Here is a 25814-nt window from a genome sequence, read left to right as displayed (position 1 = left end):
GTGTGATCAGTGTGATCCGGCCGCGCCCGTCAACCTCCCCAGGTCAGCGCGGCCGGGTCCGTGCGTTGTGGCTGATCCGCGGCTCAGCGGCCCATCTTCTCGATGATCGGCTGCAGGTCGCGCCGTTCGATCGCCGCCGCCATCAGCTCCGGGAACGCGTCCGGTGTGCACGCGAACGACGGCACCCCCATCGCCGCCAGGGCAGCGGCGTTGCTGTGGTCGTACGAAGGCTGGCCTTCATCGGACAGTGCGAGCAGGACGATCACCTGCACCCCGGCAGCGGTCATCGCGGCGACGCGGCGCAGCATCTCCGCGCGCACCCCGCCCTCGTACAGGTCGCTGATGAGGATGAAGATGCTGTCCCGGGGCCGGGTGATCAGACCCTGGCAGTACGCGATGGCCCGGTTGATGTCGGTGCCGCCGCCCAGCTGCGTGCCGAACAGCACCTCGACCGGGTCGTGCAGCTGGTCGGTGAGGTCCACGACCGCGGTGTCGAACACCACCAGTGATGTGCGCAGGCTTTTCATCGACGCGAGCACCGCGGCGAACACTCCGGAGTAGACCACCGACGCCGCCATCGAACCGGACTGGTCCACGCACAGCACCACGTCACGGTGCACGGCCTTGGTGGACCGGCCGTAGCCGATGAGCCGCTCCGGCACCACGGTGCGGTGTTCGGCCTGGTAGTGCTTGAGGTTGGCGCGGATGGTGCGGTTCCAGTCGATGTCGCGGTGGCGCGGGCGGGTGATCCGGGCGGCGCGGTTGAGCGCGCCGGTGACCGCGGCCCGGGTGCGCTGCGCGACCCGGCGCTCCAGCTCCGCGACGACCTTCGCCACGACCATGCGCGCGGTGGTGCGGGCCTTGTCCGGCATCACCTTGTTCAGCGACAGCAGCGTGCCGACCAGGTGCACGTCCGGTTCGACGGCCTCCAGCATCTCCGGTTCGACCAGCAGCCGGGTCAGGTTCAGCCGCTCGATCGCGTCGGCCTGCATCACCTGCACCACCGTGGACGGGAAGTACTGCCGGATGTCGCCGAGCCACCGCGCCACCTTCGGCGCGGAGCCGCCCAGCCCGGCGCTGCGCCCGGACCCGCCCTCACCGCCGCCGTCGCGGTACAGCGCGGCCAGAGCCTCGTCCATGCCCTTGTCCACACCGGCCAGCGTCACCCCGGTGCCCTCGGCCCCCTCGCCGCCGAGCACCAGCCGCCACCGGCGCATCCGCTCGTCGTCGCTCACCGTGCTCCCCTTCCCGCTGCCAGCAGCAGTTCCAGCGTCGGCAGCACCCGCGCGACCCGCGCCAGGTCCAGCTCAAAATCGTCCACATCAGACCTCGGTCGGGTGCCGCCGCTGCCCAGCCGCCGGACCTGCTCGCCGACCGCCCGCCGTTCCGGGGCCGCGAACGCGGCGAAGGTACGCCGCAGCAGCGGCAGCACCGCCGTGAACACGTCCGGGGCCAACCCGGACAGCCAGCGGTCGGTCAGGGTCAGCAGCGCCTCGTCGTGCACCAGCAGCAGTCCCCCGCCCGACAGGAAGCCCTCGACATACCCGGCCGCCGTGACCGGCGGCACGCCGACGGTCAGCGCGCGGGCCAGCCGCAGTTCGGCGGCGTCGGCGTCGAGGGTGCCCGCGTCGCGCAGCATCCGCAGCAGCCGACCGGCGAGCAGGCCGGGCAGGTCCGGCCGGTCGACGAGCCTGGCCAGGGTGTCCAGCCACTCCGCGCGCAGCGGCAGCCGCTCGGCGAGCAGGCTCAGCGCCTCGTGCGTGGTGTCCAGGTGGGTGCGCATGGCACGGGCCGCGTCGTCGTCGAGGCCGGTCAGCGCGCCGGGCAGGCCCAGCCGGATCCGGGTGACCAGCCCGGTCAGCACCTCGGCGAGCGCGTCGGTGCTGGTGGCGCGGACGTCGCCGTAGCGCAGGGTGCGGGCCAGCGCGGGCACGGCCGCCATGAGCTGCGCGACGTCGGTGTCGAGCGCCGCCCGGTCGGACAGCTGCCGCAGCACTGCGGGCTGCGCGTCGGGCAGCTGCGCGAGCAGGCACGACTCCAGCAGCCCGGTCAGCGCGGCCAGGTCGGCTTCCGCGGCGGCCTCGACGGCCTTGGCGGTCGCGGCCTGCTCCACGGTGGTGCCGTAGGCGCTGGCGGCGATGAGGTCGACCGCGTACTCCGGGTGCCATTGCAGCTGCCAGGACTCCCAGAAGGTGCCCTTGCCGGACTTGCGCTGCACGGGGGTGCCCCAGCCGACGCCGAGCAGGCGCAGCCGGTGCAGCAGCCGGCTGCGTTCCAGGTCGTTCGGTTTGCGCAGGTCGAGGTCGTGGTCGGTGACCAGGGCCTGCTGGGCGAGCTTCAACCGGCGGGCGATCGCGTCCAGGTCGCGGGCCAGCGGCACCGCAGGGGCATCCGGGGGTACGGCGCCCAGCCGCTCCCCCACCACGACCCGCCGCTGCACCAGCTCCAGGCGGGTGTCGTCGCCCTCGCACAGCACCGCCCGGGTCGCCTCGGTCACCTCGGCCAGGCCGGGCACCGGCCGTCCCCGCAGCACGGCCAGGGTGTCGGCCAGGCGCGCCGACTCGATGACGTGCGCGCTGGAGACCGCGATGTCCTCGTCGCGCAGCACCCCGGCGACGCCGACGAGCCAGCGCTCGACCGGGGAGTCCTCGGCCGTGAACAGGTGGTGGTACCAGCCGGGCGCGGTGACGCCCGCGCCGTAGCCGCTCCACGACGCCAGCCGCCCGTGCGTCCACGGCACCCACGTCACCGTCGCCGGGACGCTCGGCAGGCCCTTGAGCAGCGCCGCGTCGTCCTTCGCGGGCGGCAGGTCACCGGCCAGCGCGGGCACGTGCCACGCCCCGCAGACCACCGCGACGCGCTGGTGGCCCTCCTTCAGGGCGGCGCGCAGCGCCTGACGCATGTACGCCTCACGCACCAGGTCCTCGGCGATCGCCGGCGCGACCTCGCGGACCGCCGCCATCGCCTCGGCCACGGCCTCGAACGGCGGCACGTCGCGCCGGTGCTCGATCACGTCCTCCCACCAGCGCTCCGGATCGTCGTACCCGGCCGCGTGCGCGAGCCCCGCGATCGGGTCGATCCGCAACTCCTCTTCAGGGTCGTCGGCGGCAGTGCCCGGCTCCCCGTGCCCGGTGGGCGCCTGCGACCCCGCCGTCGCGACATCAGGCCCGGCCGCCGGCTCCTGACCGGCAGGCGCACCGGTGGCCGACGGCTCTGCCGTGGGGGCGGTCCCGTCCAGCGGGCCGGCCGGTTCGGCGGCGCGGGCCGCGAAGCGGTGGCCGGCGGGCAGGTCGCAGAAGCGCAGCGGCACGTCGTGGGCCACGGACCAGCGCAGCGCCTGCCACTCCGGCGAGAACACCGCGAACGGCCAGAACGACGCGTTGCGGCCCTGCTCGCCCTTGGCCGCGTTCGTCGGGTACGCCAGCAGCGCCACCGGCGGTTCGAGCCGCTCGTCGGCGGCCAGCGCGACCAGGCCGTCGGCCTCGGGCGGGCCCTCCACCAGGATGATGTCGGGCTTCAGTTCGTCCAGCGCCCGCACCAGGGCCCGGGCCGAACCCGGGCCGTGGTGGCGGATGCCGAACACGTGCACCCGGTCGGTGCTCACTCCGCCTCCCGGGCGGCGCGGTAGAAGTCCTTCCAGCCGTCGCGCTCACGCGCCACGGTCTCCAGGTACTCGCGCCAGATCACGGCGTCGGAGACGGGGTCGCGGACCACGGCCCCGCGGATACCCGCCGCGACGTCGGCGGCGCGCACGGTGCCGTCGCCGAAGTGCGAGGCCAGGGCCATGCCGCTGGTCATCACCGAGATCGCCTCGGCGGTGGACAGGGTGCCGCTGGGGCTCTTCAGCTTGGTGCGCCCGTCGGCGGTCAGTCCTTCGCGCAGCTCCCGGAACACGGTCACCACGCGGCGGATCTCGCTGATCGCGTCCGGCACCGCGGGCAGCTCCAGGGCCTTGCCCAGCGACGCGACCCGCTGCGAAACGATCTCGACCTCCTCCTCGACGGTGCCCGGCACCGGCAGCACGACGGTGTTGAACCGCCGCCGCAGCGCGCTGGACAGCTCGTTGACGCCCCGGTCGCGGTCGTTGGCGGTCGCGATGACGTTGAAGCCCTTGACCGCCTGCACCTCCTCGCCCAGCTCCGGCACCGGCAGCGTCTTCTCCGACAGGATCGTCAGCAGCGTGTCCTGCACATCGGACGGCACCCGGGTCAGCTCCTCGATCCGGGCGATCGCGCCGGTGCGCATCGCGCGCATCACCGGGCTGGCCACCACCGCACCGGCGGTCGGGCCCTCGGCGAGCAGCCGCGCGTAGTTCCAGCCGTACCGCATCGCCTCCTCCGGGGTGCCCGCGGTGCCCTGGACCAGCAGCGTCGAGTCGCCGCTGATCGCCGCAGCCAGGTGCTCCGACACCCACGTCTTGGCGGTGCCGGGCACGCCGAGCAGCAGCAGCGCCCGGTCGGTGGCCAGCGTCGCCACGGCCACCTCCATCAGCCGGCGCGGCCCGATGTACTTGGCGCTGACGTCCTTGCCGTCGCCGAGCAGGTACGTCACCACGGCCTGCGGGGACAGCCGCCAGCCGGGCGGGCGCGGCAGGTCGTCGGCCGTGGCGAGCTGCTCCAGCTCGGCGGCGTAGAGCTGCTCGGCGTGCGGGCGCAGCACCGTGGGCGTGGCGTCGAGGGTGGCGGTCATGAAAGCTCCCGAGTGATGTCGTGGCGGATCTGCAGCATGGTGATGAAGCGGGCCAGCAGCTGCTGGTCCGGGATCGGCAGGGAGTCGTGCAGGGCGCGGGCCCGCGGCGCGTACGCCGGGTCGAAGCCCCATTCGGCGTGGCGCAGCAGCTGCCACCAGCCCGAGCGGCGGCGCTCGGCGTCGGCCAGGCACTCCAGCACCGCCTCGGCGACCGGCGCGGCCCACGGCGTGGGCAGCACGTCGAGCAGCCGGGTGGCGATGTCGGCCTTGCGCCGCAGTTGCGCGGCGATCAGTTCAGCCAGGTCCTGCTCGGGCATGACGGCGGCGAGTTCCCGCAGCTCGTTCATGTCTCGGCGGCCGAGTCCCTCGTGGATGAGCACGGCGGCCCAGGCTCCGTCGCGCTGGGTGATCGCGGCGCGGGTGAGCCCGGCGTGCAGCACCGGGCCCCAGGTGTCGTCGAACTTGCGGCCCAGCAGCCCGGCCGGGGTGTCGTCGAACGCCGTCCAGCAGTCCAGCGGCGCGTACTCGATGATCTGGCGCAGCCAGTGGGTGCGCTCGCCGACGCTCTGCGGCGGTTTGACGCTGATCCCGTCGCGGCGCATCGACTCGTCGCACTCGGCCGGTGCCGTCGCGACCAGCTTGCGCGCGGCGACGTGCACGCAGGCCAGCGCCCGTTCGGCCATGCGCTGCCGCCAGGCTGACCCGGGCAGCACGGCGAGCAGCCTCGCGGCGGCCTCGCGGACCTGCGCGCGCCGGTCGTCGAGGGCCTTCTCCAGCCACTGCTCGTCGTCGGGCCCGAGCCCGGCGGCGCAGGCGGCGATCAGCGCGGCCAGATCGGACGCCTTCTCCTGCGGCCACGCCTCCAGCAGCAGGTCCCGCCCGGCGGCGGCGTCGCGGGCGCGCAGCTCGCCGAGGTGGCGGACCCGGTCGGCAGCCCGGCCGGTGTCCCAGTCGGCGGGCTGCGCCGCGTCCTCCGGCTGCGCGGCCCAGGCCCAGCGGCCCGGCCCCTGCAGGGCCAGCCAGTTCAGCCGCGTCCCGCCGACGGCGCGCACCGCGGGGCGTACCGAGGAGTCGGAACTGCCCAGGTCCAGCAGCGCGACCAGCAGGCCCGGCTCGGCGAGCAGGCCACGCCCGGCGGCGATACGCAGCCACTCGCCGGCCAGTTCGCGGGTCGTGGTCCGGTCCAGTTCGGCGTCCCCGCCGGACAGCAGGGCCGCGAGCCGCTGCTGCGCGGCGGCCGACGCGTACGGCACGGTCTCGGCCGCGGCCGGGTCGGGGCGCTGCGGACGGGCGGGGACCTGCCCCGCGCGGCGGGCGACGGTCACCGTGGCCGCGGCGGACAGCAGCCCCTCGGGGTCCAGTTCGGTGCCGAGCGAGGCCAGCACCTCGGACAGCGGGCCGTCCACGCCGGTCAGCACCGGCCGCCGCCGGTCGGTGCCGACAAGCGCGCTGGACATCAGATCGGACCAGATGCTCGTGTTCATGCCAGCCGTCCCTTCGACCGCGCGCCGTAGATATAGGGAGTCATGCGCGGACCACCTCCGTGCCGTCGTACACCGCGAGCGGCCGCAGCCCGGCGGGTCCCCACTCGGCGGCGAGGGTGATCTCGTGTCCGCCCGCGACGGCGGCCAGCCGCCACGGCTCGCCGAGCGCCGGGTCCAGGGGCAGCGCGTCGCCGTCGGGGTCGACCAGGTGCCAGGGGGTGCCGGGGGCGAGCACGCCGCGCACCAGCACCGGCCACTGGAACAGCCACGGGTCGCCGGCCAGCGCGGCGCCGACCTCGTCGAGCGCCTGCGCGACGGTCTGCGCCGGGCCGGGTGCCGGGCACGGCGCGGGTGCGCCGTGACGCGCGGCGATCAGGGCCCGCAGTGGGGCCGCACCGGGGTAATAGGTCAGTTCGGCGTCGAGTTCGGTGCCGAGCACGAGGTCGACGGGCAGGGCCTGGCCGGGCATCGCGAACGACAGCACCAGCGCGGGGCGTCCGGTGTCGCGGCCGCGCAGCCATACCCGGCGGCTGGTCAGCTTGTCCTCGGTGTCGTCGCGGGTGCCGACGACCTGCCACCGGTCGCGCACCGGGGCTGAGGCCAGGACCTGCTCGGTGGGCACGGCCTGGCCGACGCGGCTCTGCACGGTCGCGGCCAGGTCCTCCGGCAGCGCCTCGGGATTCGCGGCGGCGCCCGACAGCAGGTGCAGCAGTGACAGCTCGGCCAGCAGGCGCTGCTCCCAGCCGGGCCCGGAGCTGGGCACCGGGGCCAGGCGGCGCACCGCACCGGCCAGACCCGGGGCCTGGGCGTCGACGAGCCGGGCCGCGACCTGCTCGAACGGGCGGTAGCCGGCCTGGTCGAGCCCGGCGATGCCGTGCCGGACCTGATCGGACAGCCAGGTGCGCAGCTCGGCGATGCCCGCGGCGACGGACTCGGCGCGTTTGTCGGCGCGGCGCTGCGCGGCCCGCTCCTGGGCCTCGGTGCGCGGCGCGGCGGCCTGCTGGGCCTTCTTCTCGGCGCGGGCCCCGCGGGAGGTGGTCCAGTCGGTCATGAACTGCGGGGGCTCGTCGGCCGCGACCTGGCCCGACGACCAGCGCAGCAGCAGCGCGAGCGCGTGTTTGCAGGGGAACTTGCGGCTCGGGCAGGAGCAGCGGTAGGCGGGCTCGTCCAGATCCACGCAGATCTGGTACGGCGTGCTGCCGCTGCCCTTGCACAGGCCCCACAGCCCCGCCGGGGTGCCGCCGTGGCCGGTGGCACTCCAGCCGGACGCCCCGGCGAGTTTGCGGGCCGCGGCGAAACTCGACGCGTCGGGGGCCAGCCCCTGAACCTGTTCGGCGGTCCAGGGCGGCTCGGTCGGTTCGGACATGCGCGCCACCGTAGCCACCCCGTCCGACAACGACGGTCGCGGCCCGTGCAACCCACGCGCCACCTGTTCGCATGAAGTCGGCATGAGCGACAGTCACGAACAAGACCACCGACCGGAGGGCGGATGAACGACTTCCGCGAGTACGCCGGCTCCCGGCGGGCCGCCCTGCGCCGCACGGCGTACCTGCTGTGCGGGGACTGGCACCAGGCCGACGACCTGGTCCAGGACGCCCTGGCCGGGCTGTTCGTGCACTGGCGGCGGGTGCGGGCCGGCGGCGACGTCGACCCGTACGTGCGCCGCATGCTCGTCAACGGCTACCTAGCCACGCACCGCCGCAAGTGGCGGCGCGAGGTGGCCACCGCCGACCTGCCCGACACGGCGGTCGCCGACCCGCACGACGACGGCACCCGCGACGTCCTGTTGCGGGCGCTGGCGCAGTTGCACCCGTCGCAGCGCGCGGTCGTGGTGCTGCGCTACTGGGAGGACCTGTCGGTCGAGCAGACCGCGGCGGCGCTGGGGTGCAGCACGGGCAACGTCAAGAGTCAGGCCTCCCGTGGCCTGGCGCACCTACGCGAGGCGCTGGCACGCTCCGGCGCCCTGGAAGGAGAACCCGCATGAGCGAAGACGAGGACGTCCGATCGGCCCTGTCCACGCTGGTCGCCGACGAACCGGACCTGCCCGGCGGCACGGCTGACATCGAGCGGCGCGGGGTGCGCCGCCGCAACCGCCGATACGCGGTGATCGGCGCGCTCGCGCTGACGCCGCTGCTGGCCGGGGCGGTCGCCGTGGCGGTCTGGCCGAGCGCACCGCCCGCGCAGGTCACCGCGCAGGTGTCGCCGTCGCCGGAGCCGGTGTTCGACCCGAACGCCGGCTCGCAGCTGGCCGTGGGCTTCCCGCTGGGCAGCGCGGTAGACGCCGTGGCGGGTGCGCTGCCGGCCGGGGTCGCGCTGGCCGAACTGCCGATGGACCTCGGCTGGGGCGAGGGCGGCACGCTGGTGCTGCCGCTGGCCTCCGGTGGCACGTTGACGGTGACGGTGACCGGCGGCTCCTGCCTGGTCGACACGGAGCGGCTGACGCCCGCGCAGGCCACGGCCACCGCGGACGCGGTCTGTGCGGCCTGGGTGGCGGCTGGTTCACCGCCGGTGCTGCCCGCCGACCCGAACGCTTCGCAACGCCCGGACCTCGCCGCGCAGTGACAGGCCGGCCGCGCCTGGCCGGCCGCTGAACCGCCTCGCGACACTGCGACTGTTCCCGGTCGCCGAACCGTTCCGCCACACCGCGGCCGTTCCCGGCCGCTGATCCGTCACATGGCGGCCAGACGTGGCCGCAGGCGTATTCGTACCGCGTCGTGTCAGGACGCGGGCGGGAGGGTCCGTCCGGCGCCGGGCGGACGTTCCCGTTTCCACCGGCAGGCGTGGCGATGGTCGCCCGGCGCAGGACCGACTCGGGCTACACCGAGCCTGGACTGCCCGGTTCCGGGCCGGCCCAGACTCCGCCGGGCGAGGCCTGCATTGCCACGCCTGGCTGCGGCACCGGTGGGGGTTCGAGCAGCTTGGCGCGGTCGTCGGGCAGCCGGGTGCGCGCGGGGTCCAGGAAGTCGATCAGGTCGATCAGCGCGTGCTGGGCCCGGATCAGCCGTTCGTTGCCCGCCCAGTCCTGCGCGACGACCTCCGCGACGTCGTCGACCAGGCGGCGGAACCAACGGCGGAACTCGTCGCTGTTGTCCAGCTGCGAGCAGAACGCCGGGTAGGTCATGCTGTCGGCCCGGCCGCCGGTGCTGACGATCATCAGCTCGCCGATGGCGCGTTGCTGCCCCTTGAACAGGCGGAAGTGGTCGCCCGGCAGCTTCAACGAGGAGAACGCGGAGCCGACCAGGTTGAGGTGCCGGTGGAAGGTGCGGTTGCTGTCCTCGTCACCGAGGTCGAGGAAGCGCAGGTCACGCCGGATGATCTCGACCCAGCAGAAGTAGTCGGCCAGCACGTAGACGGTGTAGTCGCGGGCGTAGCGGCGCTCGTCCTCGTCCGGGTGGTTCAGGTATTCGCGCATGTAGACGCCGCCGACGGCGTTGTGCAGGCGCGACTGCAGGTTGAACGCGGCCAGCAGCAGCGGCTCGCGGTAGCGGCTGATCACCTCCTGCGCCTGCTCGGCCTTGCTGGCCTCGTGGCGTTCGGCCGCCAGCCGGTGCTCGAACATGGCGTTGCGGCGCGCCGACCAGGTGGTCATGACGCCGGCGACGATCGCGCCGAGCACGGACAGTGCCGCCGAGACCACGGTGACGATGTCGCCCATCGATGACCCTCCAGGTATGAGGCCGAATCCGTGCGACAGTGTGCCGGGCGGCCGACGACCGTGCCAAGCCGGTGCACCCAAAGCAAGCACTCCATCGCCATAAGTGACCTTGTCCACAATGGACATCCACCGCAGTGGACAGGAACTCAAGAGCCGACTAGGTTCACTGCCCGGAGGCATTGTCAGATAGCGACCTGTGGCGTGTCATGGTTCCGCTTCGTGCACCGGTTGGCCCCCGGGACACGATGGTGACGTCGCGGTGAGCCGTACCTTGGACGTGGTCAGTGTGAGAAACCGTGGCTGGAGCATTCGCGCCAAGATCATGACCCTGGCAGTGGTGCCATTGGTGGCGATCACCGGCCTCTCCGTCTTCGGAGTGGCGGTCAGCGCGGGCGACGCGCTGAACCTGCTGGCCGCGCGCAACTACGAGCAGGTCTTCGGCGGCTTCGGCGAGCGCCTCATGGTCGAGATCCAGAAGGAGCGGCGGCTGTCGGTCGCCGAGAAGCCCGGCTCGACCGTGCTCGGCGACCAGCGCAAGGCCACCGACGAGCGCGAGCAGCAGTTCCGCGGCAGCCTGAGCAGCAGCAAGCTGCGCGACGAACTGCCCGCCGACCAGCTCCAGAACGTCGACGCCTTCGTCGCCGCCCTGAACAAGCTGCCCCAGCTGCGCCTGGACGTCGACAGCGGCAAGGCCGAGCCCGCCGGGGTCGTGCGCGACTACTCCACGATCGTCGACACGCTCTACCGGGCCTTCACCCCGATGACCAAGCTGGCCGACCCCGACCTGGCCGAACTCGCCCACGGCATCTTCGCGATCAGCCGCGCCCGCGAGATGATGGCCCGCGAGGACGCCGTCATCACCAGCGTCGTCGTCGACGGCAAGGTCACCGTCGCCGAGCAGAACTACCTGCTGCGCACCATCGGCGCCCGCCGCCAGGTCCACGACGAGGCGCTGGGCTCGCTGCCCTCGCCGCACAACGAGCAGTTCCGGCAGATCTTCGACAGCGAGACCTACCGCACCCTGTACGCCATGGAGGAGACGCTCTCCACCACGCGTCCCGGCAAGGTCCTGATCGACGCCGCGATCTGGCGCAGCACCAACGACGCCATCTACAAGCAGCTCGACGCCACCGAGGGCGCGGCCGCCGGGGCGACCTCCGACCTGGCCAACGAGCTGGGCATCGCGGCCTTCGCGCAGACCATCGTCGCCGCCCTGCTCGGCCTGCTCTGCGCGGCGATCTCCCTGGTCCTGGCCCTGCGCACCGGCCGCTCCGTGGTCCGCCGCCTGGAGCGCCTGCGCGTGTCGGCCCTCGAGGTCGCCCACGAGCGCCTGCCTCGCGCCATCGCCGCGCTGCGCCAGCCCGGCGCGCTGGTCAACGACCCTTCGCTGACCGACGTGCCGCTGGTCGCCGTCGGCACCGACGAGGTCGGCCAGGTCGGCCACGCCTTCGGCGCGGTGCAGCGCACCGCGGTGCGCGCCGCCGTCGACGAGGCCGTGCTGCGCCGCGGCATCAGCGAGGTCTTCCTCAACATCGCCCGCCGTTCGCAGGCGCTGCTGCACCGCCAGCTGACCCTGCTCGACCGGATGGAGCGGCGCACCACCGAGCCGCAGGAGCTGGAAGACCTGTTCCGGCTCGACCACATGGCCACCCGCATGCGCCGCCACGCCGAGGCGCTGGTCATCCTCGCCGGCGCGGCTCCCGGCCGCGGCTGGCGGCACCCGGTGCCGGTCATCGACGTGGTGCGCGGCGCGACCTCCGAGATCGAGGACTACCAGCGGGTCACCATCGACCGCCTGCCCGACGTGAAGATCGTGGGCCGGGCCGTCGGCGACGTCATCCACCTGCTGGCCGAGCTGCTGGAGAACTCCACCTCGTTCGCCCCGCCGCACACCCGGGTGCGGGTATTCGCCGAGCAGGTCGGCAACGGCCTCGCCCTGCATGTCGAGGACCGCGGCCTGGGCATGAGCGACGCCGAGCTGGCCGAGGCCAACGGCAAGCTCGCCGAGCCGCCCGCGTTCGACCCCGCCAGCAGCTCCCGCCTGGGCCTGCTCGTGGTCGCCCGGCTGGCCGCCCGGCAGGGCATCACCGTGCGGCTGCGCTCGTCGTCGTACGGCGGCATCACGGCCGTCGTGGTCATCCCCGCCGAGCTGGCCCTGACCGACCCGACCGACAAGGCTGAGCCGCTGGGCATCTTCGCCCCGCGCGCCCCCCGCGCGGTCGAGGCGGCCGCGGCCGCGCCGGTCGAGGAGCAGACCGTCGACCTGGGCAACGGCGGCGGCGACGAGACCACCACGGTGTTGCCCAAGCGGGTGCGCAAGGCGAGCGTCGAGACCGCCCCCGCCGCCGAGGAGACCACGATCTCCCTCGGCGAGTCCGCCCCGGTCCCCCGCCAGCGCAGCGCCGACCAGGTCCGGACGATGATGTCCGCGTTCCAGTCGGGTACCGTGCGCGGGCGTGCGAAGGCCAGCACCGAGAGCACCCCCAGCGGGGACGAACCCGCCACAGCACAGACCCCGCAAGACAGCGCCGGTATGGAAGACAGCTCCACCCTGGAAGGACGTGCCTGACGTGGTACCGACGACGACCCGACCCGCGACCGACTGGCTGCTCGACGACCTGCTCGCCCGAGTGCCACAGGCCCGCTGCGCCGTCGTGCTCTCCGTCGACGGCCTGCTCACCGGAGCCTCCAGCGGACTGTCCCGCGACGACGCCGAGCACCTGTCGGCGGTCGCGTCCGGGTTCTCCAGTCTCGCCACCGCCACCGGCCAGCGCTTCAAGGGCGGCCAGGTGCGCCAGACCATCGTCGAGATGGAAGAGGCGTTCCTGCTGGTGAGCACGGCCGGGCAGGGCTCCTGCCTGGCGGTGCTGGCCGACCCGGACAGCGACCTGGGCATCCTGGCGTACGAGATGGCCATGCTGGCGACCCGCGTGGGCACGCACCTGGCCACACCGTCCCGGCCGGGCACCGATGTCCACTGACCCGCTCGACGGTGTCGAGGAAGGCCCGGCCTGGTGGGATCACGAGGCCGGCCCGGTGGTGCGCCCCTACATGGTCACCGGCGGGCGGGTCCGGCCCGTCACCGTCGACTTCGACCTGATCACCTACCTGGTGGCCACGGCGACGCTCGCCGCGGACACCCCCAGCCCGGAGCACCAGGCGATCCTGGCGCTGACCCAGGAGCCCCGCGCGGTGGCCGAGGTGGCCTCCCGCGTGGACCTGCCCCTGGGTGTCGTCCGTGTGCTGCTGTGTGATCTGCTTTCGGACGGGCTGATCGCCCGCTACGATCCTCCCCCCACAGACCATCTCCCCAACGTCGAAACCCTGCAGGCGGTGATCCATGGACTCCGTGCGCTCTGAAACGGCACCGGTCCCCCAGGCGCTCAAGATCCTGGTCGCCGGAGGCTTCGGCGCCGGCAAGACCACCCTGGTCGGCGCGGTCAGTGAGATCGCTCCACTGCGGACCGAGGAAGTGCTGACCACCGCGGGCGTCGGCACCGACGACACCACCGGGGTCGCCACCAAGACCACCACGACGGTGGCGATGGACTTCGGCCGGATCACCATCAACCCGAGCCTGGTGCTGTACCTGTTCGGCACCCCCGGGCAGAACCGGTTCTGGTTCCTGTGGGACGAGCTGGCCACCGGCGCGCTGGGCGCGGTGGTGCTGGCCGACACCCGGCGGCTGGCCGACTCGTTCGCCGCGATCGACTACTTCGAGCAGCGCAACACGCCGTTCGTCATCGCGGTGAACTGCTTCGACAACGACCAGCGCTACACCGCCGAGCAGGTGCGCGAGGCGCTGGACGTGGACGGCCACGTGCCGGTGCTGCTCACCGACGCCCGCGACCGGATGTCGGTGAAGAACGTGCTGATCACGCTGGTCGAGCACGTGCTGACGATGGTCCGCAGCTCCGTCCCGGCCTGACCTGCACGACAGACGCCGGCAGGTGCGCCCCGCGCGCGCCTGCCGGCGTCTTCGCGTTCACTTCTTGCGGCGGATCACCAGGAAGACCACGCCGACGATGATCGCGATGACGACGAGGCAGCAGATCAGCCCGAAGATGCCGCCGAAGCCGAAACTGATGCCCTTCTTCTTGCGCACCACGTCGGCGACGCCGGACTCCTCGGCCCACGCGACCGCGGGCACGAGGACACTGGCCAGGAAACCGGCCACCAACGCGGCCCAAACACGAGAGATACGTTCCATGCGCGCCAGCGTAGAGGGCACGCGCCACGGTGGGTCCGCACTACGTCGGCATTCTGCTACCGTCGCGCCTGTGGATGATCTTGAGATTCGCCGGGCCGCGCTCGCCGACGTGCCCGTCATCGTCGCGATGCTCGCCGACGACCCGCTCGGCGCGACCCGTGAGGGCGACCCGGCCGATCCCGCGTACGCCATGGCTTTCGCCGCGATCGACGCCGACCCGCACCAGCTGCTGGCCGTCGCCGAACGCGGCGGCGAGGTCGTCGGCACGCTGCAGGTCACCGTCATCCCGGGGCTCAGCCGCCGCGGCATGAGCCGGGCCCTGATCGAGGCCGTACGGGTACGCGCCGGCCAGCGCGGCCACGGCACCGGCCGGCAGCTGGTCCAGTGGGCGATCGACCACGCCCGTGCCCAGGGCTGCGGCCTGGTCCAGCTCACCACCGACCGCTCCCGCACCGACGCGCACCGCTTCTACGAGGGTTTGGGCTTCGAGGCCACGCACCTGGGTATGAAACTGGCACTGTGACCGCGCCCCGCCCGCTGCTCGTCGTCGACGCCGCCAACGTCGTCGGCTCCGTGCCCGACGGCTGGTGGCGCGACCGCCGCGGGGCCGCCACCCGGCTGCGCGACGCGGTCGCCCGCATCGCCGACGACGGCCTGCCGCAACTGCCCGGCCCGCTGGACGTCGTGCTCGTCGTCGAGGGCGCGGCCCGTGGCGTCGCCGACACCCCCCGGGTACACGTGCTCGCCGCGCCCCGCAGCGGCGACGACGCCATCGTCGACCTGGTACGCCAGGAGACCGCGTTGCGTCCCACCATCGTCGTCGCCACCGCCGACCGCGGTCTACGCGACCGTGTCACCGCCCTCGGCGCGCAGATCGTCGGGCCCCGCACCCTGCCCTACCCCTGACCCCGCTGCCGCCCGTACGGCCCGCCTGCGGCGGCGCAGCAGCAACACCAGCAGCACCGGCGGCGTCAGACAGGCCAGCAGGCAGCCGAACACCCACGGCTGGGCGGCCAGCGGGTTCGCCGAGTGACTGGTGAACGTCCCGCGCTCGACCAGGTCCCGGGGCACGTTCAGCGCGCCGGAGCCCCCGGCCAGGGTCAGCAGCACCCGAGCCGAGCCGTCCGCCTCGGCCACCACCAGCTTCTCCGGCTCGTCGGTGTCGGCACCCCAGTGCACGAACACCGGCGCGCCGTTCCGCCAGCCCACGAGCCCGGCCGGTCGACCCTGACGTGCGGTGCCGGCCCCGTCGGTGACCTTGCCGGTGACCGGGTCCACGTACTGCATCCGCCAGCCCTGCAGGCTGCCCATGCCCGTGTCGCAGTCCGCCCAGGCGCACCCTTCCGAGGCCAGCAGCACGACCGAGCGGCCGTCGGGCGTCCACGCCGCCTCCCCGGCCAGCCGCTGCCGGTCGGTCAGCTCGTCCAGGAGGTTCGGCGTCCCGGTGGCCAGGTCGACGACCACCAGCCGCTGCGGCTGGGAGTGCTTGCCGGTGGTGACCGCGACCCGCTGCCCGTCCGGCGAGAACACTCCCTTCGGGGTGTCCGCGTCGGTGGTCAGCAGGAACGTCGTCTTGCCGGTGTCCAGGTCGAAGTACCCGATGTCGTCCGGGTGCGAGGGGTCGCTCTCGCTGCCGTCGGCGCGGTACTCGATGTAGCCGTCGTCGCGGTCGACGACCAGCAGCAGCCGCCGGCCGTCCGGCGACCACGCCAGCGGCAAGGCCCGGTCGACGGTCGGGATGCTGCGCCCCGTGGTCAGATCCACGATCTCGGACCAGCGCGCCAGATGGCGGCCGTCCGGCGAGACGAAACCGAACTCCTCACCCGGGTTCTTCGGGAACAGCCGGTACGAGCCGTCGCGGCCCACCAGCACCCCGGTCGCCTCCAGGTAGATCGTGCCCGGGTCGATGAACGCCGCCACCACCGGCCCGTTCAGGTCCTGCTCGTACGACAGCTGCCACGGATACGGCCGCCCCAGCGCCGCCGGAGCAGGGCCGCCGTCGGCCGGCTGCAGGCCGACACTGCCCGCGACCAGGCCGGGCAGCGTCGCTAGCCCGGCCGCCAGCAGCACCCCGGCCAGCGCCGTCACCGCCCGGCGCACCTGCCGCCGGCGGCGGCCCCGCCGCCACAACTGCTCGCCCAGCCGCGGCGCGGGCGCGGACTCCGCGGCCCGCCGCAGCGCCTCCCGCAACGTCTCGCTCACCGGTTCACCTCCGCCAGCGACCCCGACAGTTCCGGGGCGATCACCCGCAGCCGCGCCAGCGCGTCCCTGGTCTGGCTCTTCACCGTGCCGACCGCGACGCCGAGCACCGCCGCCGTCTCCGCCTCGCTCAGGTCCTCGAAGTAGCGCAGCACCAGCACCGCCCGCTGCCTCGGGGCGAGCCTGGCCAGCGCCTGGCGCACCGCCAGCGCGGTCGCCGCCTCGCCCGAGAAGTCGGCGGCGGCCAGCTCGGGCAGCACGGCGACCGGCAGCGCCTCCCGGCGCACCCGCCGCCACCAGGACACATGCTGGGTGTAGAGGATCCGGCGCACGTAGGCGTCCGGCTCCCGCGCGGCGGACACCTGCTCCCAACGCGACGCCAGCCGCAGCAGAGTCAGCTGCACCAGGTCGTCGGCCAGGTAGGCGTCGCCGGTGAGCAGGTACGCGACCCGGCCCAGCATCGGCAGCCGGGAGCGCGCGTACTCGTCGAACGACTCGGCGTCGGTCATCAGCACCTCCGCCTCGTACACGCGCCGGGCGGGCTCCGCGGAGGGGTGCCCCGGCGACCTATTCGATCGACTGATCCGCGGGGTGCGGCTAACGTGAGCCGCGACATGGACGTGAAGAAGATAAGCAAGCAACTGGCGTACGTGCTGCGGCACCGCCCCGACACCATCGGCATCACCCTCGGCCCCGGCGGCTGGGTGCCGATCGACACCCTCCTGGCCGCGCTGCGGGCCCACGGCAAGGGCATCAGCCGCGCCACCCTCGACGCCGTCGTCGCCGACAACGACAAGCAGCGCTTCGCGATCGAAGGCGACCTGATCCGGGCCAGCCAGGGCCACTCGGTGGAAGTGGATCTCGGGCTGACCCCGATCGCCCCGCCCGCCCTGCTCTACCACGGCACCGCCCGCCGCAACCTCGACTCGATCATGGCCGAGGGCGTCCACCGCGGCGCCCGCCACCACGTGCACCTGTCCGGCGACACGGGCACCGCGCACAAGGTCGGCAGCCGCCACGGCTCCCCCGTGATCCTGATCGTCGACGCCGCCGCCATGGCCGCCGACGGCCACACCTTCTACCGCAGCGCCAACGGCGTCTGGCTCACCGACACCGTCCCGGCCCCCTACCTCCGCGGCGAAGCCCCACCCGCGCCATGATCATCCGACTTGCCTGGCAAGTGGGCGAAAGCGGGCTCAAGATACGCACAGGTGCCGGGCAAGTCGGGCGATCATCACGGCCGCGGACCGGCCCCGGAAAGGCGAATCGCCGGTGACCCGTGGGGTCCCGGCGATTGCGGTGGAAAAGAGAGCGGATGACGAGACTCGAACTCGCGACCCTCACCTTGGCAAGGTGATGCGCTACCAACTGCGCTACATCCGCATGTCCCTCAGCCGACCTCGCGGCCCGCTGCCTGACAGGACAGAACTCTAGCGGGTCGCCCGGAGCAGCCGCCACCGGGTATCCCCCTCCGCGCCGCGAACCCGGTCGAGACGGTGATGCGAAACTCCCTCACCTGCCCGTACCCTCGTGCCGTGACGACCCCCCGCGCCGCGCGCCTCGCCCTCGCCCTGACCCTCGTCGCGGCCCTGGCGGCCTGCTCGGCCGAGGAACCCGCCGTCTGGCAGCCCGCCGGCACACCCCCGGTGCCCGCGCCCGCCGACAGCGCCGCGCCCAGCAGCGCCCCGCCGGCCGAGGAGATCACCCTGGCGTTCGCCGGTGACGTGCACTTCACCGGGCGCACCCTGCCCCTGCTGAACAACCCCGACACCGCCTTCGGCCCGTACGCCGAGCAGCTGCGCGCCGCGGACTTCGCCATGGTCAACCTGGAGACGGCGGTCACCGACCGGGGCACCCCGCAACCCAAGGAGTTCCACTTCCGGGCGCCGACGAAGGCGTACGCGGCGATCCAGGCCGCCGGGATCGACCTGGTCTCCATCGCCAACAACCACACCCTCGACTACGGCCAGGTCGGCCTGCTCGACACCCTCGACTCCGCGAAGACCGCCGGGATGCCGATCGTGGGCGCGGGGCACAACACCACCGAGGCGTACGCCCCGCACCTGGTCACCGTGAAGGGCGTCCGGCTGGCGGTCATCGGCCTGTCACAGGTCCACGAGCTCAAGGAGCAGTGGAAACCCACCGCCACCCGGCCCGGCATCGCCATGGCCTTCGACCGCAAGCTGTCCGTCGCCGCCGTCAAAGCAGCCCGCGCGCAGGCCGACGTGGTGATCGCCTTCATGCACTGGGGCACCGAGGGCCAGGGCTGCCCCAACGGCGACCAGAAGAGCATCGCCAAGGCGCTGTCCGACGCCGGCGCCGACCTGATCATCGGCACCCACGCGCACGTGCTGCTCGCCGACGGCTTCCTCGGCGGCGCCTACGTGCACTACGGCCTGGGCAACTTCCTCTGGTACTCGACCTCCAAGAGCACCGACACCGGCCTGCTGACCGTGACGATCAAGGACGGGAAGGTCAAAACCCGGCAGTTCACCCCCGGCGTCGTCGCGAACAACGGACAGCCCAAGCCCGTCACCGGGGCGGCGCTCAAGGCCGTCCAGGGCAGGCTTGACCAGGCCGCACGCTGCACCGGGCTGGCGAAGAACCCCGCTGCGTGACGCGCCGGGGGACCCCGGTTTGTCAAGACCTCTGCGGACCGGCTAAAGTTCTCATCCGTTGGGCAAGCACGCCGGAAGGCGGGCAAGCGTGACAAGCGGATGTAGCGCAGTTGGTAGCGCATCACCTTGCCAAGGTGAGGGTCGCGAGTTCGAGTCTCGTCATCCGCTCGGAGAACCGCCGCAAGGCGTCACCACGGTGGAGTGGCCGAGAGGCGAGGCAACGGCCTGCAAAGCCGTGTACACGGGTTCAAATCCCGTCTCCACCTCGTAGTACCGCACGGGCGATTGGCGCAGTGGGAGCGCGCTTCCTTGACACGGAAGAGGTCACTGGTTCAAACCCAGTATCGCCCACCAGCTCAGAGGGCCTGTCCGCTAGACGGACAGGCCCTCTGCGTATGCCTGAGTGACTAACTGAGTGACTAGGCGTCCGGAGCAGCGGAGGTCATAGCCGCCGGAGCCACGTGCAGCCAAGCATGACCCGAAGCCTTCCTTAAGTGAGTGTTTGAAAAGTTACCCTTGATCATCGGTATGCCGGTTGTTCAGTGCGTGCGGGTTCGTCCATAGTGATCGCGTGCCGCGCTCCCGCCGTTACCCGTCGGACCTTACCGATGCTCAGTGGGCGGTAATCGAGCCGCTGCTGCCGCAGGTCAAGACCGGTGGCGTCCGGAGAAGCACTCTCGCCGCGACATCGTGGACGCGATCTTGTACGTGGTCCGGGCCGGGTGCTCGTGGCGGCAGTTGCCGTTCGACTTCCCACCCTGGCAGACCGTGTACTGGTATTTCGTGCGGTGGGAAGAGGCCAAGGTTACCGAGCAGATCATGGGCGTGCTGCGCCGGCGGATTCGTGTGGCACAGGGTCGTCGGGAGGAGCCGTCAGCTGGAGTCATCGACTCCCAGAGCATCAAAGGGGGCGACACCGTACCGCTCCTGACCAGGGGATACGACGCGAACAAGAGGATCAACGGTCGCAAGCGGTTCATCGTCACCGACACCCTCGGCCTGCTTCTGGTTGTGTGCGTGATGGCGGCTTCGGTGCAAGACCGCGACGGAGCGAAGACCACCCTGCTCAGCCTGTACCTGTTCACCCCGGTCCGGTTCGTCTACGCCGACGCCGGGTTCGCAGGGCTCCTGGTCGAGTGGGTGCCAGCCCATCCTGCGTACCACCCTGCATATTGTGCGCAAAGCACCTGGCCAGAAAGGGTTCGCGGTGATCGCCCGCCGTTGGGTGGCCGAGAGATCGTTTGCGTGGCTCACCGCCCACCGCAGGCTCGCCCGAGACTACGAACGTCACCCCGCCACCGCCGAAGCCATGATCCGCTGGGCCGCGATCAGCGGTATGGTCCGCCGCCTCACCCGCTGCGGGCCCGCAAGCCGTCAGAGAGCGCTAACCCTCGACCAGCTCACAGGCTGATCCTTGTTCTGGACGTTGTCCGCACGTCGGGTTGAATGATGTGGTGATCACGCTGCAGGCGGTCGTCGAGGTAGCGGCGGCGCGGGACGAATCGACTCCATGGCCGGTAGCATCGCTGCCCCCATACTCATGGTTGGCGCTGAGCGGTGACTGCACTGATGAGGAACTGGGACTGTTCGTTGCCATCCTGGCTGACAAGATCGATGTCCCTCCTGCTCCCGGCCCGGCCGAGACCGTGGACGCGCTGCTGGCCGAGGAACTCCTGATCGTCGCCGGCGGTCTGCAAGTCCAGGACACCGGCACCGCGACGACCGTGATACCGGGTTGCTGTGCCGGTCTGGAGGATTGGCGGGACTGGGCCCAGGTGCTCTCGGACGTCTCGCCCTGGTGGGGTCATGACCCAGGCCCCGAGGTGGAGTTCGTCGACGGACGGCTGCGCATCTGGCAAGACGGCGGTCCCCATCGCCACAACGGCCGTGGGTCAGGGCTCTACGTCGACGTCGAGCGATCTGTCATGCCCGCACTGCTGGCCGGGGTCCAGCGCGACCTTGTCGCCTTTCTCGGTGGCCTGCGCGTCTGGACGCAACGGATCGGATTGGGGCTTCGGGGAGAAGCGCTGGTACAGGCGATCGACAGGGACTTCGTGATCACAGCACCGTGGGATTTACCAGCCAGCTCGGGCGGACATCCCGACCAAGTCCTCGACAGCAGGCCAGCCCCGTAGAAACAGGTCGCGATCCTTCTCAAACACTCACTAAGTGCTGCCATGCTGCGCGCGCATCGGCGACAGTACGACCGCTCTTGCCCGGCCCGGCCATGCTGGACAGGATGATCCCAGCCTGCATAGAGGAGCCGAGATGACAACACCACCGCCAGCGAAGCCTGATCGCCCGCCGAGGAAACCAGGGCATCCAGCCGATTCCATGAGCATGGCGGGTTTGGGCGTGGCATCAGCACTCGTGGGGTTAGGTCTCCTCTGGTCAGGCTCGGAGGGCTATATGACTCCGCTGGGCGTTGGGGCTGCTGCACTGTTTCTGGGTGTAGGTGTCGTATTGATCGGTGGACAGATCGCGGCCGGAATCGCCAAGCAGCACACGCTGTGGCGCGAAGGTAGAGATCAGCAATAGACCGCGCGCGGGGGCCATCCCAAAGGGCTGGCCCCTACCTACGCAGTCACACGGCTTCTTCGCCCTTCCCATCGGCGAAGATCTGGTCCATAGCCGTTGCGCCGTTGAGCAGCATCGGGCGCAGTTGGTGACGGTAAACGGCTTCCGTCACCCGCGTGCCCGCATAGCTCGGCGATGTCCTCCAGCCGCATTCCGCTGTCGGACAGCAGCAACACGAAGCTGTGCCGCAGCTCGCGCGGTGTCCACTCTGTGTGAGCGAGACCGGCCGACTTCGCAACACGACGGAAGGCGCGACGAACGTTGGCGGCGTCCAGGGCGGTGCCGACGCTGGAGGTGAAGAGCAGGCCGGTGTCACGCCACATCTGGCCTGCCTGCTGGCGCGCGTGCTCCTGCTGGGTCTTGTGGCAAGTCAGCGCGTCGGTGCCGCGCAGTGGCAGCGCCAGCGTTCGGCGTGACTTCTTCGTCTTGGTGTCTCCACCAGCGCGAACCGAGCGCCACACGTGGATGCACGGTGGTGCCGGCGGACGGTCGAGTTCCACGTGATCCCGGTCAGTGCGCGCAGTTCCTCCGTCCGTGCGCCAACTACTGACGTAAGTGCATGTATGGATATGGGTCGGCGGCGCGCCCGACGCTCGTGCATGCGTAGCGCGCTGACCAAGAACGTTGACCGGGTTGGTGACACGCCGGGTGTGGTCGGCCCGGCCCGCGCTGGCGCGGGCCGCCTGAGGTCAGCCCGTCGTATCGAAGTGCCGGGTCGTACGGCCGTCGGCCGATCGTGCAGTGGTAGCAGTGCTCAACAGCGCCATCGGCGTTGCACGCCGCAGTCGGTCGCTCCTTTGCCCGCAACACCCCGGTCAACAAGGAGCCACGGCAGCCGCCGCCGAACCCACGTCCGCCACCGATACCGACCATGAACTTCAGCACAAGGTACGGCGGCTGAGCTCCGCCATACACTCGATATCAACCCGGTGAACGTTCATGGTCGGTGCACAAGCGTCCTGACGCAGTGCCGCTCTATAGGCGTCGCGTCCAGCTGGGCGTAGGCGTCGCGCTCCGCCGTGGCGGAGCGCATAGAACAGTTAGGCCGCCTCCGGCGGCTCATTGCTCAGGGCCGGCTGCGCCGCCCGGCGGGCCGCACTAGCCGCGAGTGTCACCCGCCGAGGCCCTCAGAACTGAGTGACCATCGGGGCGCACAACGGCGGACGACCACGCACACCAGCGGACTGTTTGTGCAGGTGAGAACCCACATCTTACGAGATCAACAGTGCGTGATCTTTGCTTGACAGGGAAGAGACTGCCTGACCGCGACCGCGGCGGGGCCGGCGCGAGCGAGCTGAGTTCGGGCTTGATCACGTGCGAAGCGTCCGGCAGGCGCCCGCCCATTCTCTCGATGGGCGGGCGTCTCGCCGTCATGGCTGGGGTTCGGCGTCGGCGGGGTACCAGCGCAGCTCGACGGTGTTGTGGTCGGGGTCCTGGACGTAGAGGGAGGTGGCGGTGCCTCGGGCGCCGAAGCGCTGCACCGGTCCCTCCAGGACGGTGAACACGCCGGAGGCGATGACGGCGTGCCAGTCCAGGGGGTCGACGACCAGGCAGAGGTGGTCGACGTTCGATTCGCCGCGGGGCCGCCGGACCAGGTCGATGATGGTGTCGGCGGTGACCCGCACGGAGGGGAAGCCGACCTGGCCGGCGCGCCACTGCTCGACCCGGACCGGTTCGAGGCCGAGCAGCCCGCAGTAGAACCCCAGTGCGCGTTCGACGTCGGTGACGTTGAGGACCAGGTGGTCGAAGGCTTTGACGCGCATCAGTTCGCCTCCAGGGCGCGCGCCTGGCGCAGCCAGTCGGCGAACAGGACGGGGTCGATGTCGGCGGCCGAGCGCAGCTTCACCGAGGCCATCTGCCGGGCTCCGGGTTCGAGCCGGCCGGACGGGTCGGTGATCTCCTGCCCGCGCCACAGGCCGAAGGTGACATAGGAGGTGTACGCCTTCAGCAGGCAGATAGGCCTACGGCCGGGATTCTCGCCCAGGCCCCACACGGGGTGGCCGTGCCACATCGCGCTCCCGGCGTCGGGCAGGGCGCCGTCGATGACCGGCCGGGCTTGCTCGCCGACCTCGCGCAGGGCGGCGTCGAGACCGGTCAGGTAGTCGGTGATGCTCGTCGTCATGGTGGATTCCTCGTCCACGAGAGGTCGGGGGCGGGTCCGCTCCCGGTCTGTCCGGATGACCCGGTGACACCTCTTACGATTCGCCATCCGGCGGGTCCGACCAAGCCATGATCGGACTACGATCGTTTACTCGTATTCAACGAACCGGGGGCGGCATGCTGGAGCGGCACGAGCTGGAGACGTTCCTGACGCTGGCCGAGGAGCTGCACTTCGGGCGTACGGCGGAGCGCCTGGGCGTGACGACCGGCCGGATCAGCCACGTGGTCAAGAAGCTGGAGCGGCGTGTCGGCGCACCGCTGTTCGAGCGCACCAGCCGCGTCGTGCGGCTCACGGCCATCGGCCGGCAGCTCGCCGACGACCTGGCCCCACTGGTGGCGCAGATGGACGAGGCGCTGCGCCGGGCCGTCGACGCCGGGCGGGGCGTGGCGGGGCGGCTGCGGGTGGCGTTCCTCGGTGAGTACCTCGCCCCGGTGCTGTCCAAGGCGGTCGGCCTGTTCACGTCCCGGTTTCCCGAGTGCGAGGTCGAGGTGCACGAGGTGCAGCTGTACAACTCGCGGGCGAGCCTGCTGGACGGCTCGATCGACATCCTGGTCGCGGCGTACCCGTTCGACGGGATGGCGTGCGGTCCGGCGCTGATGACCGAGCGGCGGGTGCTGGCGGTGCCCGCGGCGCATCCGCTGGCCGGGGAGGAGTCGGTGCCACTGGAGGTGCTCGGCGACCACCCGGTGGTCCAGTACCCGGCGGTGACGTCGGCGGAGTTCAAACGCGACCGCACGCCCGAGCACACGCCGTCGGGCCGGCCGGTGCCGAAGGGGCCGTCGGGCCGGACGTTCTCGGAGATGCTGTCGCTGGTCGCGCTGGGCCGAGGGGTGCTGCCGGTCGGCGAGCAGACGCGGCGCTACCACCCGCGGCCGGACATCGCGTACGTGCCGATCTCCGACGCGCCGCCGATCGAGCGCGGGCCGGTGTGGCTGGAGTCGAACACGACGGCCCGGGTGCGCGAGTTCGTCCGCGCGGCGGCGGACGCCAACACCCCGGCCACGAACTGAGCATCCTCCGATTTGGCACATCGAAGACCTTGACCCGCGCGGCGATCAGCCTCCTTAATCTTCCCTAAAGGAAACGCTGTTTCACCAAGGGAAACCGGAGGCACCATGTCGTTCCGCAGAGCCGCCCTGGTCCTGGCGCTGGCCGCCAGCTTCCTCACCGCACCGGCCGCCGCGTCCGCCGCCCCTGGCGTCGTCGAGGTCAGCAACACCGTCGACATCCGCTGCGCGTTCTACACCATGAAGGCCAGCGCCGACTGGTACTTCCCGGCCGGCGCCCCGCGCGGCCTGGTCTACCTGCAGCACGGGTTCTCCCGCAGCAACGGCAACCTGCAGGACCTGGCCGAGCAGTACGCCACGGCGGGCTTCGTGGTCTTCGCGCCCACGCTGCCCTCAGCCAACCTCTACGGCTGCACGGTCAACAACATCGGCAACAACACCGACTTCCTCGACAACGTCGCCGACCTGCTCGGCAAGGCCGCCGACAGCACCGACAAGCTCGGCCGCAGCTTCGCCGACGCGCGCACCCGGGCCGGGCGCGCCGGGCTGGCGCTGCCGAGCAGCTACGTACTGTCGGGGCACTCCGCGGGCGGCGAGGTCGTCTCGTACGTCGCCAACCGGCTGCGCACCTCGTACGCGGCCCAGTTCGCCAAGGTGAAGGCGCTGGTGCTGCTCGACCCGGTGAAGTCGCCGGTCGGGCAGAGCATGGCCAACGCGTTCAACGGGCTGAAGACCACTTCGCTGCCGATGTACGCGATCTCGTCGCCGCCGTACCTGGCCAACAGCAACGCCAGCGGCACCGTCGAGCTGACGAACGACGTGCCCCGCCCGTTCCTCGGCGTACGGCTGAGCACCGGCTGCCACTGCGACGCCGAGGGTGCCAGCACCGACGGCCTGTGCACGCTGACCTCGGGCACCCCGCAGGCCCAGAACGTCGCCGCGCTGGGGGCCCTGGCCGTCACCTGGGCCGTCGACGGCGTCGCGGGCACGACGACCGCCACCCACTACCCCGGCGGCGCGTACTACGACGGCCTGCTCGCTGCCGGCGTCACCCAGACCCTCAGCGGCCTCTGACCAGCACCGCAGCACGACGCCCGTTAAGAAGGGCACCTTCTACAACGCGGAGCGGGTGGATTCCAGTGGTCGTTGCAACACTGCTGGTTAGTTGGTGGTGTTGAGCAGTTTGGTGAAACGCTCGGCTGGGGTGTCCCAGC

At 71.8% G+C, this 25814-nt stretch carries 24 protein-coding genes, 4 tRNA genes and 2 pseudogenes; 17 read left to right on the top strand and 13 right to left on the bottom strand.

What is annotated here, in order from left to right; translation table 11 throughout:
- Positions 1-83: 83 nt before the first annotated feature.
- The 5 genes from AB0B35_RS32255 to AB0B35_RS32235 are packed head-to-tail and all read right to left on the bottom strand — an operon-like array spanning position 84 to position 7539.
- Positions 84-1235, bottom strand: coding sequence for a VWA domain-containing protein (locus AB0B35_RS32255; protein WP_361052633.1), 1152 nt, complete (start codon positions 1233-1235; stop codon positions 84-86).
- On the bottom strand, positions 1232-3604 hold the full coding sequence (locus tag AB0B35_RS32250; RefSeq protein WP_361052630.1) for a DUF5682 family protein: 2373 nt from the start codon (positions 3602-3604) through the stop codon (positions 1232-1234). The genes AB0B35_RS32255 and AB0B35_RS32250 overlap by 4 nt, the downstream gene beginning before the upstream one ends.
- Complete coding sequence (locus tag AB0B35_RS32245; RefSeq protein ID WP_361052627.1) at positions 3601-4689, bottom strand: AAA family ATPase; 1089 nt, start codon at positions 4687-4689, stop codon at positions 3601-3603. The genes AB0B35_RS32250 and AB0B35_RS32245 overlap by 4 nt, the downstream gene beginning before the upstream one ends.
- Complete coding sequence (locus AB0B35_RS32240; RefSeq protein ID WP_361052624.1) at positions 4686-6173, bottom strand: DUF5691 domain-containing protein; 1488 nt, start codon at positions 6171-6173, stop codon at positions 4686-4688. Before AB0B35_RS32240 ends, AB0B35_RS32245 begins: the two co-directional genes overlap by 4 nt.
- Positions 6174-6213: 40 nt before the next feature.
- Entirely contained in the window at positions 6214-7539 is a 1326-nt protein-coding gene (locus tag AB0B35_RS32235) for an SWIM zinc finger family protein (protein ID WP_361052621.1), read from the bottom strand.
- Between the two features lie 123 nt (positions 7540-7662).
- Here AB0B35_RS32235 and AB0B35_RS32230 point away from each other — a divergent pair, with 123 nt between their 5' ends.
- On the top strand, positions 7663-8157 hold the full coding sequence (locus AB0B35_RS32230) for a SigE family RNA polymerase sigma factor (RefSeq protein ID WP_361052618.1): 495 nt from the start codon (positions 7663-7665) through the stop codon (positions 8155-8157).
- Positions 8154-8735 carry a hypothetical protein gene (locus AB0B35_RS32225; RefSeq protein WP_361052614.1) on the top strand — a complete coding sequence of 194 codons (582 nt, stop codon included), beginning with the start codon at positions 8154-8156 and terminating at the stop codon, positions 8733-8735. Before AB0B35_RS32230 ends, AB0B35_RS32225 begins: the two co-directional genes overlap by 4 nt.
- A gap of 253 nt (positions 8736-8988) precedes the next feature.
- Here the strand turns inward: AB0B35_RS32225 and AB0B35_RS32220 are convergent, their stop codons facing one another.
- Complete coding sequence (locus AB0B35_RS32220; RefSeq protein WP_361052611.1) at positions 8989-9828, bottom strand: hypothetical protein; 840 nt, start codon at positions 9826-9828, stop codon at positions 8989-8991.
- A gap of 322 nt (positions 9829-10150) precedes the next feature.
- Here AB0B35_RS32220 and AB0B35_RS32215 point away from each other — a divergent pair, with 322 nt between their 5' ends.
- Genes AB0B35_RS32215 through AB0B35_RS32200 form a run of 4 tightly spaced genes read left to right on the top strand, consistent with a single transcriptional unit; the run spans position 10151 to position 13756 of the window.
- Positions 10151-12397: a nitrate- and nitrite sensing domain-containing protein gene (locus AB0B35_RS32215; protein WP_361052608.1), complete on the top strand. Its 2247-nt coding sequence runs from the start codon at positions 10151-10153 to the stop codon at positions 12395-12397.
- 1 nt (position 12398) lies between these two features.
- Complete coding sequence (locus AB0B35_RS32210; RefSeq protein ID WP_230686981.1) at positions 12399-12809, top strand: roadblock/LC7 domain-containing protein; 411 nt, start codon at positions 12399-12401, stop codon at positions 12807-12809.
- Positions 12799-13188 carry a DUF742 domain-containing protein gene (locus tag AB0B35_RS32205; protein WP_360528801.1) on the top strand — a complete coding sequence of 130 codons (390 nt, stop codon included), beginning with the start codon at positions 12799-12801 and terminating at the stop codon, positions 13186-13188. The genes AB0B35_RS32210 and AB0B35_RS32205 overlap by 11 nt, the downstream gene beginning before the upstream one ends.
- A complete protein-coding gene (locus tag AB0B35_RS32200) occupies positions 13169-13756 on the top strand; it encodes an ATP/GTP-binding protein (RefSeq protein ID WP_360528798.1) in 588 nt (195 codons plus the stop codon). The genes AB0B35_RS32205 and AB0B35_RS32200 overlap by 20 nt, the downstream gene beginning before the upstream one ends.
- A 57-nt stretch (positions 13757-13813) precedes the next feature.
- On the opposite strand, the gene AB0B35_RS32195 is transcribed toward AB0B35_RS32200, so the two are convergent.
- Positions 13814-14038, bottom strand: coding sequence for a hypothetical protein (locus tag AB0B35_RS32195; protein WP_361052605.1), 225 nt, complete (start codon positions 14036-14038; stop codon positions 13814-13816).
- A gap of 70 nt (positions 14039-14108) precedes the next feature.
- On the opposite strand from AB0B35_RS32195, the gene AB0B35_RS32190 reads away from it, so the two are divergent.
- On the top strand, positions 14109-14561 hold the full coding sequence (locus AB0B35_RS32190; protein WP_361052602.1) for a GNAT family N-acetyltransferase: 453 nt from the start codon (positions 14109-14111) through the stop codon (positions 14559-14561).
- The gene (locus AB0B35_RS32185) at positions 14558-14944 is read left to right on the top strand and encodes a hypothetical protein (protein WP_361052599.1); all 387 of its coding nucleotides are present in this window, start codon (positions 14558-14560) and stop codon (positions 14942-14944) included. Before AB0B35_RS32190 ends, AB0B35_RS32185 begins: the two co-directional genes overlap by 4 nt.
- Here AB0B35_RS32185 and AB0B35_RS32180 read toward each other — a convergent pair.
- A complete protein-coding gene (locus AB0B35_RS32180) occupies positions 14879-16240 on the bottom strand; it encodes a hypothetical protein (RefSeq protein ID WP_361052596.1) in 1362 nt (453 codons plus the stop codon). The genes AB0B35_RS32185 and AB0B35_RS32180 overlap by 66 nt on opposite strands.
- A complete protein-coding gene (locus AB0B35_RS32175) occupies positions 16237-16746 on the bottom strand; it encodes a SigE family RNA polymerase sigma factor (protein WP_361052593.1) in 510 nt (169 codons plus the stop codon). Before AB0B35_RS32175 ends, AB0B35_RS32180 begins: the two co-directional genes overlap by 4 nt.
- A gap of 105 nt (positions 16747-16851) precedes the next feature.
- On the opposite strand from AB0B35_RS32175, the gene AB0B35_RS32170 reads away from it, so the two are divergent.
- Positions 16852-17397 carry an RNA 2'-phosphotransferase gene (locus AB0B35_RS32170; protein WP_361052782.1) on the top strand — a complete coding sequence of 182 codons (546 nt, stop codon included), beginning with the start codon at positions 16852-16854 and terminating at the stop codon, positions 17395-17397.
- A gap of 150 nt (positions 17398-17547) precedes the next feature.
- Here AB0B35_RS32170 and AB0B35_RS32165 read toward each other — a convergent pair.
- A tRNA-Gly gene (locus AB0B35_RS32165) sits at positions 17548-17620 on the bottom strand.
- A 152-nt stretch (positions 17621-17772) separates the two neighbouring features.
- Between AB0B35_RS32165 and AB0B35_RS32160 the strand changes: the two genes are divergently transcribed.
- The 6 genes and pseudogenes from AB0B35_RS32160 (at position 17773) to AB0B35_RS32135 (ending at position 20990) form a co-directional block, all read left to right on the top strand.
- On the top strand, positions 17773-18855 hold the full coding sequence (locus AB0B35_RS32160; RefSeq protein WP_361052590.1) for a CapA family protein: 1083 nt from the start codon (positions 17773-17775) through the stop codon (positions 18853-18855).
- 95 nt (positions 18856-18950) lie between these two features.
- Positions 18951-19023 (top strand) — tRNA-Gly (locus tag AB0B35_RS32155).
- Positions 19024-19050: 27 nt separating this feature from the next.
- Positions 19051-19121 (top strand) — tRNA-Cys (locus AB0B35_RS32150).
- Between the two features lie 13 nt (positions 19122-19134).
- A tRNA-Val gene (locus AB0B35_RS32145) sits at positions 19135-19209 on the top strand.
- 217 nt (positions 19210-19426) lie between these two features.
- Positions 19427-20266: pseudogene (locus AB0B35_RS32140) on the top strand (IS5 family transposase).
- Positions 20267-20309: 43 nt separating this feature from the next.
- Positions 20310-20990 (top strand): hypothetical protein, encoded by a 681-nt coding sequence (locus AB0B35_RS32135; protein WP_361052587.1) that lies wholly within the window; start codon positions 20310-20312, stop codon positions 20988-20990.
- Between the two features lie 449 nt (positions 20991-21439).
- On the opposite strand, the pseudogene AB0B35_RS32130 reads toward AB0B35_RS32135, so the two are convergent.
- The 3 genes and pseudogenes from AB0B35_RS32130 to AB0B35_RS32120 all read right to left on the bottom strand — a co-directional run.
- A pseudogene (locus AB0B35_RS32130) lies at positions 21440-22000 on the bottom strand (tyrosine-type recombinase/integrase); the annotation flags it as partial.
- An 802-nt stretch (positions 22001-22802) separates the two neighbouring features.
- The gene (locus AB0B35_RS32125) at positions 22803-23195 is read right to left on the bottom strand and encodes a VOC family protein (RefSeq protein WP_360528765.1); all 393 of its coding nucleotides are present in this window, start codon (positions 23193-23195) and stop codon (positions 22803-22805) included.
- Entirely contained in the window at positions 23195-23554 is a 360-nt protein-coding gene (locus AB0B35_RS32120) for a DUF1801 domain-containing protein (protein WP_361052584.1), read from the bottom strand. Before AB0B35_RS32120 ends, AB0B35_RS32125 begins: the two co-directional genes overlap by 1 nt.
- 155 nt (positions 23555-23709) lie before the next feature.
- Here AB0B35_RS32120 and AB0B35_RS32115 point away from each other — a divergent pair, with 155 nt between their 5' ends.
- Both AB0B35_RS32115 and AB0B35_RS32110 read left to right on the top strand, forming a co-directional pair.
- Entirely contained in the window at positions 23710-24603 is an 894-nt protein-coding gene (locus tag AB0B35_RS32115; protein WP_361052581.1) for a LysR family transcriptional regulator, read from the top strand.
- 105 nt (positions 24604-24708) lie between these two features.
- Positions 24709-25674, top strand: coding sequence for an alpha/beta hydrolase (locus AB0B35_RS32110; protein WP_361052578.1), 966 nt, complete (start codon positions 24709-24711; stop codon positions 25672-25674).
- Positions 25675-25814 lie beyond the last annotated feature (140 nt).

This window comes from Catellatospora sp. NPDC049133 (assembly GCF_040648455.1).
Taxonomy (GTDB): domain Bacteria; phylum Actinomycetota; class Actinomycetes; order Mycobacteriales; family Micromonosporaceae; genus Catellatospora; species Catellatospora aurea.
Note: the sequence above shows the minus strand (reverse complement) of the source record. Positions and strands in the feature narration are given on the sequence as shown.

Bases quoted from the DNA above. Each gene is read 5' to 3' on its own strand.
- AB0B35_RS32245 (WP_361052627.1), bottom strand. From the start codon at position 4,689: ATGACCGCCACCCTCGACGCCACGCCCACGGTGCTGCGCCCGCACGCC.
- AB0B35_RS32240 (WP_361052624.1), bottom strand. From the start codon at position 6,173: ATGAACACGAGCATCTGGTCCGATCTGATGTCCAGCGCGCTTGTCGGC.
- AB0B35_RS32235 (WP_361052621.1), bottom strand. From the start codon at position 7,539: ATGTCCGAACCGACCGAGCCGCCCTGGACCGCCGAACAGGTTCAGGGG.
- AB0B35_RS32230 (WP_361052618.1), top strand. From the start codon at position 7,663: ATGAACGACTTCCGCGAGTACGCCGGCTCCCGGCGGGCCGCCCTGCGC.
- AB0B35_RS32225 (WP_361052614.1), top strand. From the start codon at position 8,154: ATGAGCGAAGACGAGGACGTCCGATCGGCCCTGTCCACGCTGGTCGCC.
- AB0B35_RS32220 (WP_361052611.1), bottom strand. From the start codon at position 9,828: ATGGGCGACATCGTCACCGTGGTCTCGGCGGCACTGTCCGTGCTCGGC.
- AB0B35_RS32215 (WP_361052608.1), top strand. From the start codon at position 10,151: ATGACCCTGGCAGTGGTGCCATTGGTGGCGATCACCGGCCTCTCCGTC.
- AB0B35_RS32205 (WP_360528801.1), top strand. From the start codon at position 12,799: ATGTCCACTGACCCGCTCGACGGTGTCGAGGAAGGCCCGGCCTGGTGG.
- AB0B35_RS32200 (WP_360528798.1), top strand. From the start codon at position 13,169: ATGGACTCCGTGCGCTCTGAAACGGCACCGGTCCCCCAGGCGCTCAAG.
- AB0B35_RS32195 (WP_361052605.1), bottom strand. From the start codon at position 14,038: ATGGAACGTATCTCTCGTGTTTGGGCCGCGTTGGTGGCCGGTTTCCTG.
- AB0B35_RS32175 (WP_361052593.1), bottom strand. From the start codon at position 16,746: ATGACCGACGCCGAGTCGTTCGACGAGTACGCGCGCTCCCGGCTGCCG.
- AB0B35_RS32170 (WP_361052782.1), top strand. From the start codon at position 16,852: ATGGACGTGAAGAAGATAAGCAAGCAACTGGCGTACGTGCTGCGGCAC.
- AB0B35_RS32125 (WP_360528765.1), bottom strand. From the start codon at position 23,195: ATGCGCGTCAAAGCCTTCGACCACCTGGTCCTCAACGTCACCGACGTC.
- AB0B35_RS32120 (WP_361052584.1), bottom strand. From the start codon at position 23,554: ATGACGACGAGCATCACCGACTACCTGACCGGTCTCGACGCCGCCCTG.
- AB0B35_RS32115 (WP_361052581.1), top strand. From the start codon at position 23,710: ATGCTGGAGCGGCACGAGCTGGAGACGTTCCTGACGCTGGCCGAGGAG.
- AB0B35_RS32110 (WP_361052578.1), top strand. From the start codon at position 24,709: ATGTCGTTCCGCAGAGCCGCCCTGGTCCTGGCGCTGGCCGCCAGCTTC.